Here is a 15,251-nt window from a genome sequence, read left to right on the forward strand (position 1 = left end):
ACTCCAATCAGTTGCGGAACGGGAATTTGAAAGCACGCATCAGAGCGCGGCCTTCATCATCGTTCTTGGCAGTGGTGGTCAGGGTAATGTCCAGACCGCGCAGAGCATCGATCTTGTCGTAGTCGATTTCCGGGAAGATGATCTGCTCTTTCACGCCCATGCTGTAGTTGCCACGACCATCGAAGGACTTGGCATTCAGGCCGCGGAAGTCGCGAACCCGAGGCAGGGAGATCGCCAGCAGGCGGTCCAGGAATTCGTACATACGATCACGGCGCAGGGTAACTTTAACGCCGATCGGCCAGCCTTCACGGACTTTGAAGCCCGCGATGGATTTCCGAGCGAAAGTCACAACGGCTTTCTGACCGGTGATCTTCTCCAGGTCAGCAACAGCGTGTTCGATGACTTTTTTGTCGCCGACAGCTTCGCCCAGACCCATGTTCAGGGTGATCTTGGTAACGCGCGGAACTTCCATCACGTTCGCCAGCTTAAGTTCTTCCTTAAGCTTGGGAGCAATCTCGTTCCGGTAAATCTCTTTCAGTCGTGCCATGGTCTTCTACCTAGCAGTGTTCAAGCATCAACCGCTTTTTGGGTCGACTTGAAGACACGAATTTTTTTGCCGTCTTCTACTTTGAAACCAACGCGGTCAGCCTTGTTGGTTTCGCCGTTGAAAATGGCGACGTTGGAAGCGTGCAGTGGCGCTTCTTTCTCGACGATACCGCCCTGTACGCCCGACATCGGGTTAGGCTTGGTATGACGCTTCACCAGGTTGATCCCACCAACGACCAGACGGTCGTCAGCGAGAACCTTGAGCACCTTACCGCGCTTACCTTTGTCTTTGCCGGCGATCACGATGATCTCGTCGTCACGACGAATCTTTTGCATGTCGGATCTCCTTACAGCACTTCTGGGGCGAGCGAGACGATCTTCATGAACTTCTCAGTACGAAGTTCACGGGTCACTGGCCCAAAGATACGGGTGCCGATCGGCTCTTGCTTGTTGTTCAGCAGAACAGCAGCATTGCCATCAAAGCGGATGATGGAGCCGTCAGCACGACGGACACCGTGGCGAGTGCGGACTACAACAGCAGTCATCACTTGGCCTTTCTTCACTTTACCGCGAGGAATTGCTTCCTTGACGGTTACCTTGATGATGTCACCGATGCCGGCGTAACGGCGGTGCGAACCGCCGAGAACCTTGATGCACATGACGCGACGAGCGCCGCTGTTATCGGCCACATCGAGCATGGATTGAGTCTGAATCATAAAATTTCTCCGACCCTTAGCCCTTAGACTTCAACAGCGCGTTCGAGAACTTCAACCAGTGCCCAGGACTTGGTCTTGGCCAGCGGACGGGTCTCGCGGATGGAGACCTTGTCGCCGATATGGCACTGGTTGGTTTCGTCGTGCGCGTGCAGCTTAGTCGAACGCTTAACGTATTTACCGTAGATCGGGTGCTTTACGCGACGCTCGATCAGTACGGTGATGGTTTTGTCCATCTTGTCGCTGACGACACGGCCAGTCAGCGTACGGACGGTTTTTTCAGCTTCAGCCATGATCACTTACCTGCCTGCTGGTTGAGCACAGTTTTCACGCGAGCGATGTCACGCTTAACTTGCGAGAGCAGGTGCGACTGCCCCAACTGGCCAGTTGCTTTCTGCATACGCAGATTGAACTGGTCGCGCAGCAAGCCGAGCAGTTGCTCGTTCAGCTGCTGTGCTGATTTTTCACGAAGTTCATTCGCTTTCATCACATCACCGTCCGCTTAACAAAGGAGGTGGCGAGAGGCAGCTTTGCAGCCGCCAGGGCGAAAGCCTCACGCGCCAACTCTTCAGAAACACCCTCGATCTCGTACAGGACTTTGCCTGGCTGGATCTGGGCAACCCAGTACTCCACGGAACCTTTACCTTTACCCATCCGCACTTCGAGAGGCTTCTTGGAGATCGGCTTGTCCGGGAACACACGGATCCAGATTTTACCGCCACGTTTTACGTGACGGGTCAGAGCACGACGTGCCGACTCAATCTGGCGGGCGGTGAGACGACCGCGAGCAACAGCTTTCAGAGCAAATTCGCCGAAGCTGACTTTGCTACCGCGCAGTGCCAGACCACGGTTGTGGCCAGTCATCTGCTTGCGGAATTTTGTACGCTTTGGTTGCAACATTTGGCGTACCCCTTACTTAGCAGCTTTTTTACGAGGCGCTGGTGCTTGTGGTTTCAGTTCTTCTTGGCGACCACCAATTACTTCGCCTTTGAAAATCCAAACCTTCACACCGATCACACCGTAAGTGGTGTGAGCTTCGTAGGTGGCATAGTCGATATCGGCACGCAGGGTGTGCAGCGGCACACGACCTTCGCGATACCATTCAGTACGTGCGATTTCAGCACCGCCGAGACGACCGCTCACTTGGATCTTGATGCCTTTGGCACCAATGCGCATGGCGTTCTGTACGGCGCGCTTCATGGCGCGACGGAACATCACACGACGCTCCAGCTGCTGAGCTACGCTCTGAGCTACCAGCATACCGTCGAGTTCCGGCTTGCGGATCTCTTCGATGTTGATGTGCACAGGCACACCCATTTGCTTGGTCAGGTCCTGACGCAGTTTCTCAACATCTTCACCTTTCTTCCCGATAACGATACCTGGACGAGCGGTGTGGATGGTGATGCGTGCAGTTTGGGCCGGACGATGGATATCGATACGGCTAACGGACGCGCTTTTTAGTTTGTCTTGGAGGTACTCACGCACATTCAGATCTGCGAGCAAATAGTCCGCATAAGTCCGACCGTCTGCGTACCAGACGGAGGTGTGCTCCTTGACGATTCCCAGGCGAATGCCAGTGGGATGTACTTTCTGACCCATCTGATCGACTCCGTTACTTGTCCGCAACCTTGACAGTGATATGGCAAGACCGCTTGACGATGCGATCAGCGCGGCCTTTGGCACGCGGCATGATGCGCTTCAGCGAACGCCCTTCGTTGACGAAAACGGTGGAGACCTTCAGGTCATCAACGTCTGCGCCTTCGTTATGCTCGGCGTTGGCTACGGCCGACTCGAGGACTTTCTTCATGATTTCAGCGGCTTTTTTGCTGCTGAAAGCCAACAGGTTGAGCGCTTCGCCCACCTTCTTCCCGCGGATCTGGTCGGCGACCAAGCGGGCTTTCTGGGCGGAGATTCGAGCGCCCGACAACTTAGCGGCTACTTCCATTTCCTTACCCCTTAACGCTTGGCTTTCTTGTCAGCCACGTGCCCACGATAAGTGCGGGTACCGGCAAACTCGCCCAGTTTATGGCCGACCATGTCTTCGTTCACGAGAACTGGGACGTGTTGGCGACCGTTGTGTACCGCGATGGTCAGACCGACCATTTGTGGCAGGATCATGGAACGGCGCGACCAGGTCTTAACTGGTTTGCGATCGTTCTTTTCCGCCGCCACTTCGATCTTCTTCAGTAGGTGAAGATCGATAAAAGGACCTTTTTTCAGAGAACGTGGCACTGTCGTATCCCTCTATTTACTTGCGACGACGGACGATCATGTTGTCGGTACGCTTATTACCACGAGTCTTCGCGCCCTTAGTCGGGAAGCCCCATGGCGATACCGGATGACGACCACCGGAGGTACGACCTTCACCACCACCATGTGGGTGGTCAACCGGGTTCATGGCAACACCACGAACGGTTGGGCGAACGCCACGCCAGCGTTTGGCACCGGCTTTACCCAGCGAACGCAGGCTGTGCTCGGAGTTCGAGACTTCACCCAGGGTCGCACGGCATTCAGCCAGGACTTTACGCATTTCACCAGAGCGCAGACGCAGGGTCACATAGACACCTTCGCGAGCGATCAGCTGAGCCGAAGCACCAGCGGAACGAGCGATCTGTGCACCTTTGCCCGGCTTCAGTTCGATGCCGTGAATGGTGCTACCCACTGGGATGTTGCGCAGTTGCAGGGAGTTGCCTGGCTTGATTGGAGCCAGAGCGCCTGCGATCAGCTGGTCGCCAGCAGCAACGCCTTTAGGGGCGATGATGTAGCGGCGCTCGCCGTCTGCGTAGCACAGCAGTGCGATGTGAGCAGTACGGTTTGGATCGTATTCGATACGCTCGACAGTGGCGACGATGCCATCTTTGTCGTTGCGACGGAAATCGACCATACGGTAATGCTGCTTATGACCACCACCTACGTGACGAGTAGTGATACGGCCATTGTTGTTACGACCACCAGACTTCGATTTCTTCTCGAGCAGCGGTGCGTGAGGAGCGCCTTTATGCAGCTCCTTGTTGACCACCTTGACCACGAAACGGCGGCCAGGGGAAGTCGGTTTGCATTTAACGATTGCCATGATGCACCCCTTCCTTACTCAGCACTGCTGCTGAAATCGAGATCTTGGCCTGGCTGAAGCGAAACGATCGCTTTCTTCCAGTCATTGCGCTTGCCCAGACCACGTGCGGTACGCTTGGTTTTACCCAGAACGTTTACAGTCGACACGTTTTCGACTTTTACGCCGAACAGGCCTTCGACAGCTTTCTTGATTTCCAGCTTGGTTGCGTCAGTAGCAACCTTGAATACGAACTGGCCTTTTTTCTCAGCCAGAACGGTAGCCTTCTCGGAAACATGCGGGCCAAGGAGGACTTTAAATACGCGTTCCTGGTTCATCCCAGCAGCTCCTCGAATTTCTTCACGGCCGACACAGTGATCAACACTTTGTCGTATGCGATCAGACTGACCGGATCGGAACCCTGTACGTCACGTACGTCGACGTGCGGCAGGTTACGAGCAGCCAGGTACAGGTTCTGATCAACAGCGTCCGAAACGATCAGTACGTCGCTCAGACCCATGCCGTTCAGCTTGTTCAGCAGATCTTTGGTTTTCGGTGCTTCAACAGCGAAGTCCTGAACCACGACCAGACGGTCGGTACGCACCAGCTCAGCGAGGATGGAACGCATTGCTGCGCGGTACATCTTCTTGTTGAGCTTCTGCGAGTGATCCTGAGGACGAGCTGCGAAAGTGGTACCACCGCCACGCCAGATTGGGCTACGGATAGTACCGGCACGAGCACGGCCAGTGCCTTTCTGACGCCATGGGCGCTTACCGCCACCAGCAACGTCGGAACGGGTTTTCTGCTGCTTGGTGCCTTGACGGCCGCCGGCCATATAGGCCACGACTGCTTGGTGTACCAGCGTCTCGTTGAATTCGCCGCCGAAAGTCAGTTCGGAAACTTCGATCGCTTGAGCGTCATTTACATTTAGTTGCATGTCAGCTTCCCCTTAACCGCGAGCCTTGGCAGCCGGACGCACAACCAGATCGCTGCCAGTTGCGCCTGGAACGGCACCCTTGACCAGCAACAGATTGCGTTCAGCGTCGACGCGCACTACTTCGAGGGACTGAACGGTCACGCGCTCGGCGCCCATGTGACCGGACATTTTCTTGCCCTTGAATACACGACCAGGAGTCTGGCACTGGCCGATAGAGCCCGGGACGCGGTGGGAGACGGAGTTACCGTGGGTGTTATCTTGACCGCGGAAATTCCAACGCTTGATGGTACCGGCAAAGCCTTTACCCTTGGACTGGCCGGTAACGTCTACCAGCTGACCTGCAGCGAAGATTTCAGCGTTGATCGAATCACCGGCCTGGAACTCACCTTCTTCAAGGCGGAATTCCCAGACACCGCGACCCGCGGCAACGTTCGCCTTGGCGAAGTGACCAGCTTGAGCAGCAGTCACACGCGAAGCGCGACGCTCACCGACAGTGACTTGCACTGCACGATAGCCATCGGTTTCTTCAGTTTTGAACTGGGTGACGCGATTCGGCTCGATCTCAATGACCGTGACCGGAATGGAGACACCTTCTTCGGTGAAAATACGGGTCATACCGCATTTACGACCGACTACACCAATAGTCATGTTGTAAACCTCATGAGTGTACGGGGCTTTCACCCGCTATGGCCGCCCATTTCAGAGCGTTACACGACTAAGACCGTGTCTTAGCCGAGGCTGATCTGCACTTCCACACCGGCCGCAAGATCAAGCTTCATAAGAGCATCAACGGTTTTATCCGTTGGCTGGACGATGTCCAGAACGCGCTTATGAGTACGGATCTCGTACTGGTCACGCGCGTCTTTGTTGACGTGCGGGGAGACCAGAACGGTGAACCGCTCTTTACGGGTAGGCAGTGGAATTGGACCACGCACTTGAGCACCAGTACGTTTCGCGGTTTCCACGATTTCCTGGGTGGATTGGTCGATCAGGCGATGGTCAAAAGCCTTCAACCTGATACGGATTTGCTGATTTTGCATTGGATTTCAGACTCCAGGCTGCTATTCCCACCGGGCGCACTACGCCCGTTAAAAGGAGGCGTGATTCTATAGAGGGCCCCACTGAGTGTCAACCCAATAAAAAAGCCCCCGCTGAGCGGGGGCCTTTTTAAGCGATCAACGATTACTCGATGATTTTGGCTACGACGCCGGCGCCGACGGTACGACCGCCTTCACGGATAGCGAAACGCAGACCGTCTTCCATCGCGATGGTCTTGATCAGGGTAACAGTCATTTGAATGTTGTCACCTGGCATTACCATTTCAACGCCTTCTGGCAGCTCGCAGTTACCAGTCACGTCAGTAGTACGGAAGTAGAACTGTGGACGGTAGCCTTTGAAGAACGGAGTATGACGGCCGCCTTCTTCCTTGCTCAGAACGTAAACTTCTGCGGTGAACTTGGTGTGCGGCTTGACCGAACCTGGCTTGACCAGAACCTGGCCACGCTCAACGTCGTCACGCTTGGTGCCGCGCAGCAGCACGCCGCAGTTCTCGCCAGCACGACCTTCGTCCAGCAGCTTGCGGAACATCTCAACACCGGTGCAGGTGGTGGTGGTGGTGTCACGCAGACCAACGATTTCCAAGGCGTCTTGAACGCGGACGATACCACGCTCGATACGACCGGTAACAACGGTACCACGACCCGAGATCGAGAATACGTCTTCGATTGGCATCAGGAACGGCTTGTCGATAGCGCGCTCAGGCTCTGGGATGTAGGCATCCAGAGTCTCAACCAGCTTCTTGACAGCGGTGGTGCCCATTTCGTTGTCGTCTTTGCCTTCCAGCGCCATACGAGCCGAACCGATGATGATCGGAGTGTCGTCGCCCGGGAAGTCATAGGTGGACAGCAGGTCGCGAACTTCCATCTCGACCAGTTCCAGCAGCTCAGCGTCGTCTACCAGGTCAGCCTTGTTCAGGAAGACCACGATGTACGGAACGCCAACCTGACGGGACAGCAGGATGTGCTCACGGGTTTGTGGCATCGGACCATCGGCGGCCGAGCAAACCAGGATCGCGCCGTCCATCTGGGCAGCACCGGTGATCATGTTCTTCACGTAGTCAGCGTGACCTGGGCAGTCGACGTGAGCGTAGTGACGAATCTTCGAGTTGTACTCGACGTGCGCGGTGTTGATGGTGATACCGCGAGCTTTCTCTTCTGGAGCGCTGTCGATCTTGTCGAAGTCAACAACGGCCGAACCGAAAACTTCGGAGCAGACGCGAGTCAGAGCTGCGGTCAGAGTGGTTTTACCGTGGTCAACGTGACCGATGGTGCCAACGTTGACGTGCGGAAGGGAACGATCAAATTTTTCTTTAGCCACGACAGTGAACCTCTTGCCTAAAGGGCTGGATTAGCCTTGTTTTTTAACGAGTGCTTCGACGATATTCGACGGAGCTTCGGCGTATTTGGAGAATTCCATGGAGTAGCTCGCGCGACCCTGAGACATGGAACGAACGTCGGTCGCATAACCGAACATTTCTCCGAGCGGAACTTCAGCACGGACAACCTTGCCGGACACCGAATCTTCCATACCCTGGATCAGACCACGACGACGGTTCAGGTCACCCATCACGTCACCCATGTAGTCCTCAGGGGTCACAACTTCTACCTTCATGATCGGCTCAAGCACTTTACCGCCGCCTTTGGCAGCCAGTTGCTTGGTCGCCATGGAGGCCGCCACCTTGAACGCCATCTCGTTGGAGTCGACGTCGTGGTAGGAACCATCAAACACGGTTGCCTTCAGGCCGATCAGCGGATAGCCGGCAACAATGCCGTTCTTCATCTGCTCTTCGATACCCTTCTGGATCGCCGGGATGTATTCCTTAGGAACCACACCACCTACAACCTCGTTGGTGAATTCCAGGCCTTCGGTGATGTTGCCTTGTGCGTCCACTGTTGGCTGCGAGAAGCGAATCCAGCAGTGACCGAACTGACCGCGACCACCGGACTGACGAACGAACTTACCTTCGATCTCGACGTTGTCCTTGGTGATCTGCTCGCGGTACGAAACCTGCGGCTTACCGATGTTGGCTTCGACGTTGAACTCGCGCTTCATGCGGTCAACGAGGATGTCCAGGTGAAGCTCGCCCATACCGGAGATGATGGTCTGGCCGGTTTCTTCGTCGGTCTTGACGCGGAACGACGGGTCTTCCTGAGCCAGCTTGCCCAGTGCGATACCCATCTTTTCCTGGTCTTGCTTGGTCTTCGGCTCAACAGCAACCGAGATCACAGGCTCCGGGAAGTCCATACGCTCGAGGATGATCGGCTTGTCGGCGTTGCACAGGGTGTCACCAGTGGTGACGTCCTTCATGCCGATCAGAGCAGCGATGTCGCCTGCCAGTACTTCTTTGATCTCTTCACGCTGGTTGGCGTGCATCTGCACCATACGACCAACGCGCTCTTTCTTGCCCTTGACCGAGTTGATCACGGAGTCGCCAGACTGCAGCATGCCCGAGTAAACGCGCACGAAAGTCAGGGTACCCACGAACGGGTCGGTAGCAATCTTGAACGCCAGAGCCGAGAACGGCTCGTTGTCGTCGGCGTGACGCTCGTCGTAGTCAGCCTCGACCAGCTCGTCCTTCGGCTTCTCGATCAGGTCAGGGTGAATACCCTTGATCGCAGGAATCTCGGTCGGAGCAGGCAGGAAGTCGATAACGGCGTCGAGAACCAGGGGAACACCCTTGTTCTTGAACGACGAACCGCAGACGGCCGGAACGATCTCGCTGGCCAGGGTGCGCGCACGCAGACCGGCTTTGATCTCTTCGACCGACAGCTCACCTTCTTCAAGGTACTTGTTCATCAGCTCTTCGTTGGCTTCGGCAGCAGCTTCTACCATGTTCGCGCGCCATTCTTCGGCCAGCTCGAGCATGTCCGCAGGAATCTCTTCCTCACGGTAGGTAGTGCCTTTGTCGTCGTCGTTCCAGTAGATAGCCTTCATCTTGATCAGGTCGACCTGACCCTGGAAGTTATCTTCCGAACCGATGGCCAGCTGAACAGGAACCGGGGTGTGACCCAGACGGTTCTTGATCTGACCTACGACGCGCAGGAAGTTGGCGCCAGCACGGTCCATCTTGTTCACGTAAACAACACGTGGAACGCCGTATTTGTTGGCTTGACGCCATACGGTTTCGGACTGAGGCTCAACACCGGAGGTGCCGCAGAAAACAACGACCGCGCCGTCGAGTACGCGCAGCGAACGTTCTACTTCAATGGTGAAGTCAACGTGGCCGGGGGTATCGATGACGTTTACGCGATAGTTGTCATACTGACCTTTGGAGCCCTTCCAGAAGGTGGTGACAGCAGCGGAGGTAATGGTAATACCCCGCTCCTGCTCCTGCACCATCCAGTCGGTGGTCGCGGCGCCGTCATGCACCTCGCCCATCTTGTGGCTCAGGCCTGTGTAGAACAGGATCCGCTCGGTAGTGGTAGTTTTGCCCGCGTCAACGTGCGCGCAAATACCAATGTTACGGTAGCGGTTGATTGGTGTAGTACGAGCCATAGAGCCCTCGCAAAAATAGTGATGCCTGAATTAGAAGCGGTAGTGCGAGAACGCTTTGTTGGCTTCGGCCATACGGTGTACGTCTTCACGCTTCTTGACTGCAGCACCCTTGCCTTCAGCAGCATCCAGCAGCTCGCCGGCCAGGCGCAGAGCCATGGACTTCTCGCCACGCTTGCGGGCGTAGTCTACCAACCAGCGCATTGCCAGGGCGTTACGACGGGATGGACGAACTTCAACAGGAACCTGGTAAGTGGCACCGCCAACACGGCGCGACTTAACTTCGACCAGCGGAGCGATGGCGTCGAGAGCTTTCTCGAAGATTTCCAGGGGATCGCTGTTCTTGCGTTCTTTGACCTTGTCCAGCGCACCGTAAACGATACGCTCGGCAACGGCCTTCTTGCCGCTTTCCATCACGTGGTTCATGAACTTGGCGAGGATCTGGCTTCCGTATTTTGGATCGTCCAGAATCTCACGCTTGGCTGCTACACGACGTCTTGGCATTGATAAGCCCTCAAACGGTCTTCAGGTTAGCCCGGGACAGTGCCCCCTAAGGGTGCGTGCCCGACCTTACTCTTATCGACTCAATAAAATGAATAACTGCAAACTGCTGCAAACGGCCGATTACTTCGGACGCTTGGTACCGTACTTCGAACGACCTTGGTTACGACCTTTGACGCCGGAGGTATCCAGGGAGCCGCGAACGGTGTGGTAACGAACACCTGGCAAGTCTTTTACACGGCCGCCACGAATCAGGACGACGCTGTGCTCTTGCAGGTTGTGGCCTTCACCGCCGATGTACGAGGAAACCTCGAAACCGTTGGTCAGACGCACACGGCAAACTTTACGCAGTGCCGAGTTAGGTTTTTTCGGCGTGGTGGTGTACACACGGGTGCACACGCCACGACGTTGCGGGCAGTTCTGCAGCGCAGGAACGTCGGATTTCTCGACGATACGCTTACGCGGCTGACGTACCAGCTGGTTGATAGTTGCCATCTACTAGCTCCACTGTTGTCTTGCGACGCTATTGTCTTGCAAGAAAAGCAAAAATTGGCAGGACGGAGTCCCACCAAATTTAGGGGTACAAGAGTCTAAAGAGGATCTTGCCCCCAGTCAAGACAAGGCCCCGGCCCTCCCCTTCCGGTCATCGGCAACAAATTATGTCGCCGATGACCAAAACAGGTTTGCCGGGGCCCTATCCTACTTTCAGTTACCGCTGGAATTCAGCGCTTCGGTCAGTGCGGCTTCCACCTCACTGGCACTTACGCGCAGCGGTTTGTCGGCATCACGGCGACGCTTGCGCTCGCTGTGGTAGGCCAGACCGGTACCGGCCGGGATCAGACGACCCACGACCACGTTTTCTTTCAGGCCGCGCAGGTAATCGCGCTTGCCGGTTACCGCCGCTTCGGTCAGTACTCGAGTGGTTTCCTGGAAGGAAGCCGCCGAGATGAACGATTCGGTGGACAGCGAGGCCTTGGTGATACCCAGCAGTACGCGAGTGAACTTGGAGACAAACTTGTCTTCCGCGCCAAGGCGCTCGTTCTCTACCAGTACATGGGTCAGTTCCATCTGGTCGCCCTTGATGAAGCTGGAGTCACCCGACTCGGCAATCTCGACCTTGCGCAGCATCTGACGCAGGATGGTTTCGATGTGCTTGTCGTTGATCTTAACGCCTTGCAGACGGTAAACGTCCTGAATCTCGTTGACGATGTACTTGGCCAGCGCGCTGACACCCAGCAGACGCAGGATGTCGTGCGGATCGCTCGGACCGTCGGAGATAACTTCGCCGCGGTTCACTTGCTCGCCTTCGAAGACGTTCAGGTGACGCCACTTTGGAATCAGCTCTTCGTACGGATCGCTACCGTCGTTCGGGGTGATGACCAGACGGCGCTTGCCCTTGGTCTCTTTACCGAAGGCGATGGTGCCGCTGACTTCAGCCAGAATCGAGGCTTCTTTCGGACGACGGGCTTCGAACAAGTCGGCAACCCGCGGCAGACCACCGGTGATGTCACGGGTCTTCGACGTTTCTTGCGGGATACGCGCGATAACGTCACCGACGCCGATCTGGGCACCGTCAGCCACACCGACCAGGGCGTTGGCCGGCAGGAAGTACTGAGCCGGTACGTCGGTACCTGGCAGCAGCAGATCCTTGCCATTGGCGTCGACCATCTTGATTGCAGGACGGATTTCCTTGCCTGCAGCCGGACGGTCTTTGACGTCCAGAACTTCAATGTTGGTCAAACCAGTCAATTCGTCAGTCTGACGCTTGATGGTGATGCCTTCTTCCATGCCCACGAAGGTCACGGTACCTTTCATCTCGGTAACGATCGGGTGGGTGTGCGGGTCCCACTTGGCGACGATTGCGCCAGCGTCGACCTTGTCGCCTTCCTTCACCGAAATGACCGCACCGTAAGGCAGCTTGTAACGCTCGCGCTCACGACCGAATTCGTCGGCAATCGCCAACTCACCGGAACGCGATACGGCGACCAGGTTACGGTCGGCACGCTCAACGTGCTTCAGGTTATGCAGGCGAACCATACCGCCGTTCTTCACCTGGACGCTGTCGGCAGCCGAGGTCCGGCTTGCAGCACCACCGATGTGGAATGTACGCATGGTCAGCTGGGTACCCGGCTCACCGATCGACTGGGCAGCGATAACGCCGACCGCTTCACCGATGTTCACCTGGTGACCACGCGCCAGGTCACGACCGTAGCACTTGGCGCAGATGCCGTAGCGGGTTTCGCAGCTGATCGGCGAACGCACGATTACTTCGTCGATGCTGTTCAGCTCGATGAACTCGACCCACTTCTCGTCGACCAGGGTACCGGCCGGAACGATAACGTCGTCGGTGCCTGGCTTGAACACGTCACGGGCGATAACACGACCCAGTACACGCTCACCCAGCGGCTCTACAACGTCGCCGCCTTCAATGTGCGGCGTCATCAGCAGGCCTTGCTCGGTGCCGCAGTCGATCTCGGTCACGACCAGATCCTGGGCAACGTCTACCAGACGACGAGTCAGGTAACCGGAGTTCGCGGTTTTCAACGCGGTATCCGCAAGACCCTTACGAGCACCGTGAGTCGAGATGAAGTACTGGAGTACGCTCAGACCTTCACGGAAGTTCGCGGTGATCGGCGTCTCGATGATCGAGCCGTCCGGCTTGGCCATCAGACCACGCATACCGGCCAGCTGACGAATCTGAGCTGCCGAACCCCGGGCACCGGAGTCAGCCATCATGTACATCGAGTTGAAGGACTCTTGCTCGACTTCGTCGCCATTGCGGTCGATGACCTTCTCTTTCGAGAGGTTGGCCATCATCGCCTTGGAAACTTCGTCGTTCGCCTTGGACCACAAGTCGATGACTTTGTTGTACTTCTCGCCCTGGGTTACCAGGCCGGAGGCGTACTGGCTCTCGATCTCTTTCACTTCGTCGGTGGCAGCACCGATGATGCGGGCTTTTTCATCCGGGATAACGAAGTCGTTAACACCGATGGAAACGCCGGAGATGGTCGAGTAGGCAAAACCGGTATACATCAGCTGGTCAGCGAAGATCACGGTCTCTTTCAGACCAACCACGCGGTAGCACTGGTTGATCAGCTTGGAGATCGCCTTTTTCTTCATTGGCTGGTTGACCACGTCGTACGACAGACCTGGTGGAACAACCTGGAACAGCAGTGCACGGCCGACAGTGGTGTCGACGATACGGGTGTTCTTGACGCTGCCGCCATCACGATCGTTTACGGTTTCGTTGATACGAACCTTGATCTTGGCGTGCAGGGCAGCTTCGCCGGCGCGGAATACCCGGTCGACTTCCTGCAGGTCAGCGAATACGCGACCTTCGCCCTTGGCGTTGATGGCTTCACGGGTCATGTAGTACAGACCCAGTACAACGTCCTGCGACGGAACGATGATTGGCTCACCGTTGGCTGGCGACAGGATGTTGTTGGTCGACATCATCAGCGCGCGCGCTTCGAGCTGGGCTTCCAGCGTCAGCGGCACGTGAACGGCCATCTGGTCACCGTCGAAGTCGGCGTTGTACGCAGCACAGACCAACGGGTGCAGCTGGATAGCCTTACCTTCGATCAGTACCGGTTCAAACGCCTGGATGCCCAGACGGTGAAGGGTCGGTGCACGGTTGAGCAGTACGGGGTGTTCGCGAATCACTTCGGCGAGAACGTCCCAAACCTCTGGCAGCTCACGCTCGACCATTTTCTTGGCGGCCTTGATGGTGGTCGCCAGACCACGCATTTCCAGCTTGCCGAAAATGAACGGCTTGAACAGCTCGAGAGCCATCTTCTTCGGCAGACCGCATTGGTGCAGACGCAGGGTCGGACCTACGGTAATTACCGAACGGCCGGAGTAGTCAACACGCTTACCGAGCAAGTTCTGACGGAAACGACCTTGCTTACCCTTGATCATGTCGGCCAGGGACTTCAGAGGACGCTTGTTCGAGCCGGTGATGGCACGACCGCGACGGCCGTTATCCAGCAAGGCGTCGACCGCCTCCTGCAGCATGCGCTTTTCGTTGCGCACGATGATGTCCGGCGCGGACAGGTCGAGCAGGCGCTTCAGACGGTTGTTACGGTTGATCACCCGACGATACAGGTCGTTCAGGTCGGAAGTCGCGAAGCGACCGCCATCCAGCGGAACCAATGGACGCAGGTCTGGCGGCAGAACCGGCAGAACGGTCAGGACCATCCACTCAGGCAGGTTGCCCGAGCCCTGGAAGGCCTCCATCAGTTTCAGACGCTTGGACAGCTTCTTGATCTTGGTTTCCGAGTTGGTCTGCGGAATCTCTTCGCGCAGGCGACCGATCTCGTGCTCCAGGTCGATAGCGTGCAGCAGCTCGCGGACAGCCTCGGCACCCATGCGGGCGTCGAAGTCGTCACCGAACTCTTCCAGCGCTTCGAAGTACTGCTCGTCGTTGAGCAGCTGGCCTTTTTCCAGGGTGGTCATGCCCGGGTCGATAACGACATAGCTCTCGAAGTAGAGAACGCGCTCGATATCACGCAGGGTCATGTCCATCAGCAGGCCGATACGCGACGGCAGCGATTTCAGGAACCAGATGTGGGCAACCGGCGAAGCCAGTTCGATGTGCGCCATGCGCTCACGACGAACCTTGGCCAGGGCGACTTCAACGCCGCACTTCTCGCAGATCACGCCGCGGTGTTTCAGGCGCTTGTACTTACCGCACAGGCACTCGTAGTCCTTGACTGGGCCAAAGATCTTGGCGCAGAACAGGCCGTCACGCTCAGGCTTGAACGTACGGTAGTTGATGGTTTCCGGTTTTTTAACTTCACCGAACGACCACGAACGGATCATCTCAGGCGAGGCCAATCCGATACGGATGGCGTCGAACTCTTCGACTTGACCCTGGTTTTTCAGCAAATTCAGTAGGTCTTTCAAGGCCTTTCCTCCTGGCGGAGCAGGGAGCGGGCTTTTCAGCCACGCTCCC

General features: G+C 56.6%; 19 protein-coding genes. All 19 read right to left on the bottom strand.

The window, feature by feature from the left end; all coding sequences use genetic code 11:
- Window positions 1-7: 7 nt before the first annotated feature.
- A complete protein-coding gene (gene rplE, locus ABM562_RS22305; RefSeq protein WP_010220311.1) occupies window positions 8-547 on the bottom strand; it encodes a 50S ribosomal protein L5 in 540 nt (179 codons plus the stop codon).
- 20 nt (window positions 548-567) lie between these two features.
- Entirely contained in the window at window positions 568-882 is a 315-nt protein-coding gene (gene rplX, locus ABM562_RS22310; RefSeq protein ID WP_009397501.1) for a 50S ribosomal protein L24, read from the bottom strand.
- 11 nt (window positions 883-893) lie between these two features.
- Complete coding sequence (rplN, locus tag ABM562_RS22315; protein ID WP_002555479.1) at window positions 894-1,262, bottom strand: 50S ribosomal protein L14; 369 nt, start codon at window positions 1,260-1,262, stop codon at window positions 894-896.
- 23 nt (window positions 1,263-1,285) lie between these two features.
- A complete protein-coding gene (rpsQ, locus tag ABM562_RS22320) occupies window positions 1,286-1,552 on the bottom strand; it encodes a 30S ribosomal protein S17 (RefSeq protein ID WP_008374160.1) in 267 nt (88 codons plus the stop codon).
- Between the two features lie 2 nt (window positions 1,553-1,554).
- Entirely contained in the window at window positions 1,555-1,746 is a 192-nt protein-coding gene (gene rpmC, locus ABM562_RS22325; protein WP_002555481.1) for a 50S ribosomal protein L29, read from the bottom strand.
- The gene (gene rplP, locus ABM562_RS22330) at window positions 1,746-2,159 is read right to left on the bottom strand and encodes a 50S ribosomal protein L16 (RefSeq protein WP_003255479.1); all 414 of its coding nucleotides are present in this window, start codon (window positions 2,157-2,159) and stop codon (window positions 1,746-1,748) included. Before rplP ends, rpmC begins: the two co-directional genes overlap by 1 nt.
- A gap of 12 nt (window positions 2,160-2,171) precedes the next feature.
- A complete protein-coding gene (rpsC, locus tag ABM562_RS22335; protein ID WP_010220308.1) occupies window positions 2,172-2,858 on the bottom strand; it encodes a 30S ribosomal protein S3 in 687 nt (228 codons plus the stop codon).
- A gap of 13 nt (window positions 2,859-2,871) precedes the next feature.
- Entirely contained in the window at window positions 2,872-3,204 is a 333-nt protein-coding gene (gene rplV / locus ABM562_RS22340; protein WP_003103908.1) for a 50S ribosomal protein L22, read from the bottom strand.
- A gap of 11 nt (window positions 3,205-3,215) precedes the next feature.
- A complete protein-coding gene (gene rpsS / locus ABM562_RS22345; RefSeq protein WP_002555486.1) occupies window positions 3,216-3,491 on the bottom strand; it encodes a 30S ribosomal protein S19 in 276 nt (91 codons plus the stop codon).
- A gap of 16 nt (window positions 3,492-3,507) precedes the next feature.
- The gene (gene rplB / locus ABM562_RS22350) at window positions 3,508-4,332 is read right to left on the bottom strand and encodes a 50S ribosomal protein L2 (RefSeq protein ID WP_038606161.1); all 825 of its coding nucleotides are present in this window, start codon (window positions 4,330-4,332) and stop codon (window positions 3,508-3,510) included.
- A gap of 14 nt (window positions 4,333-4,346) precedes the next feature.
- Window positions 4,347-4,646 carry a 50S ribosomal protein L23 gene (gene rplW, locus ABM562_RS22355; protein ID WP_010220306.1) on the bottom strand — a complete coding sequence of 100 codons (300 nt, stop codon included), beginning with the start codon at window positions 4,644-4,646 and terminating at the stop codon, window positions 4,347-4,349.
- Entirely contained in the window at window positions 4,643-5,245 is a 603-nt protein-coding gene (gene rplD, locus ABM562_RS22360) for a 50S ribosomal protein L4 (protein WP_010220305.1), read from the bottom strand. Before rplD ends, rplW begins: the two co-directional genes overlap by 4 nt.
- 12 nt (window positions 5,246-5,257) lie before the next feature.
- Window positions 5,258-5,893: a 50S ribosomal protein L3 gene (rplC, locus tag ABM562_RS22365; protein WP_010220304.1), complete on the bottom strand. Its 636-nt coding sequence runs from the start codon at window positions 5,891-5,893 to the stop codon at window positions 5,258-5,260.
- 80 nt (window positions 5,894-5,973) lie between these two features.
- On the bottom strand, window positions 5,974-6,285 hold the full coding sequence (rpsJ, locus tag ABM562_RS22370; protein ID WP_003186070.1) for a 30S ribosomal protein S10: 312 nt from the start codon (window positions 6,283-6,285) through the stop codon (window positions 5,974-5,976).
- 142 nt (window positions 6,286-6,427) lie between these two features.
- Window positions 6,428-7,621, bottom strand: coding sequence for an elongation factor Tu (gene tuf, locus ABM562_RS22375; RefSeq protein WP_115085064.1), 1,194 nt, complete (start codon window positions 7,619-7,621; stop codon window positions 6,428-6,430).
- A 30-nt stretch (window positions 7,622-7,651) separates the two neighbouring features.
- Window positions 7,652-9,799, bottom strand: a complete 2,148-nt coding sequence (gene fusA, locus ABM562_RS22380) for an elongation factor G (RefSeq protein WP_115085068.1) — start codon at window positions 9,797-9,799, stop codon at window positions 7,652-7,654.
- Between the two features lie 30 nt (window positions 9,800-9,829).
- On the bottom strand, window positions 9,830-10,300 hold the full coding sequence (rpsG, locus tag ABM562_RS22385; RefSeq protein ID WP_008089143.1) for a 30S ribosomal protein S7: 471 nt from the start codon (window positions 10,298-10,300) through the stop codon (window positions 9,830-9,832).
- 120 nt (window positions 10,301-10,420) lie between these two features.
- Window positions 10,421-10,792 (bottom strand): 30S ribosomal protein S12, encoded by a 372-nt coding sequence (rpsL, locus tag ABM562_RS22390; protein WP_003186084.1) that lies wholly within the window; start codon window positions 10,790-10,792, stop codon window positions 10,421-10,423.
- 210 nt (window positions 10,793-11,002) lie between these two features.
- Window positions 11,003-15,202, bottom strand: a complete 4,200-nt coding sequence (rpoC, locus tag ABM562_RS22395) for a DNA-directed RNA polymerase subunit beta' (protein WP_115085067.1) — start codon at window positions 15,200-15,202, stop codon at window positions 11,003-11,005.
- Window positions 15,203-15,251: the final 49 nt, after the last annotated feature.

Source organism: Pseudomonas sp. ZL2 (genome assembly GCF_054788455.1).

Coding starts and splice junctions, on each gene's coding strand:
- rpsQ (WP_008374160.1), bottom strand. CDS start 1,552: ATGGCTGAAGCTGAAAAAACCGTCCGTACGCTGACTGGCCGTGTCGTC.
- rplE (WP_010220311.1), bottom strand. CDS start 547: ATGGCACGACTGAAAGAGATTTACCGGAACGAGATTGCTCCCAAGCTT.
- fusA (WP_115085068.1), bottom strand. CDS start 9,799: ATGGCTCGTACTACACCAATCAACCGCTACCGTAACATTGGTATTTGC.
- rplW (WP_010220306.1), bottom strand. CDS start 4,646: ATGAACCAGGAACGCGTATTTAAAGTCCTCCTTGGCCCGCATGTTTCC.
- rpsC (WP_010220308.1), bottom strand. CDS start 2,858: ATGGGTCAGAAAGTACATCCCACTGGCATTCGCCTGGGAATCGTCAAG.
- rpmC (WP_002555481.1), bottom strand. CDS start 1,746: ATGAAAGCGAATGAACTTCGTGAAAAATCAGCACAGCAGCTGAACGAG.
- rplX (WP_009397501.1), bottom strand. CDS start 882: ATGCAAAAGATTCGTCGTGACGACGAGATCATCGTGATCGCCGGCAAA.
- rplP (WP_003255479.1), bottom strand. CDS start 2,159: ATGTTGCAACCAAAGCGTACAAAATTCCGCAAGCAGATGACTGGCCAC.
- rpsJ (WP_003186070.1), bottom strand. CDS start 6,285: ATGCAAAATCAGCAAATCCGTATCAGGTTGAAGGCTTTTGACCATCGC.
- rplN (WP_002555479.1), bottom strand. CDS start 1,262: ATGATTCAGACTCAATCCATGCTCGATGTGGCCGATAACAGCGGCGCT.
- rplV (WP_003103908.1), bottom strand. CDS start 3,204: ATGGAAGTAGCCGCTAAGTTGTCGGGCGCTCGAATCTCCGCCCAGAAA.
- rpsL (WP_003186084.1), bottom strand. CDS start 10,792: ATGGCAACTATCAACCAGCTGGTACGTCAGCCGCGTAAGCGTATCGTC.
- rplC (WP_010220304.1), bottom strand. CDS start 5,893: ATGACTATTGGTGTAGTCGGTCGTAAATGCGGTATGACCCGTATTTTC.
- rpsG (WP_008089143.1), bottom strand. CDS start 10,300: ATGCCAAGACGTCGTGTAGCAGCCAAGCGTGAGATTCTGGACGATCCA.
- rplB (WP_038606161.1), bottom strand. CDS start 4,332: ATGGCAATCGTTAAATGCAAACCGACTTCCCCTGGCCGCCGTTTCGTG.
- rplD (WP_010220305.1), bottom strand. CDS start 5,245: ATGCAACTAAATGTAAATGACGCTCAAGCGATCGAAGTTTCCGAACTG.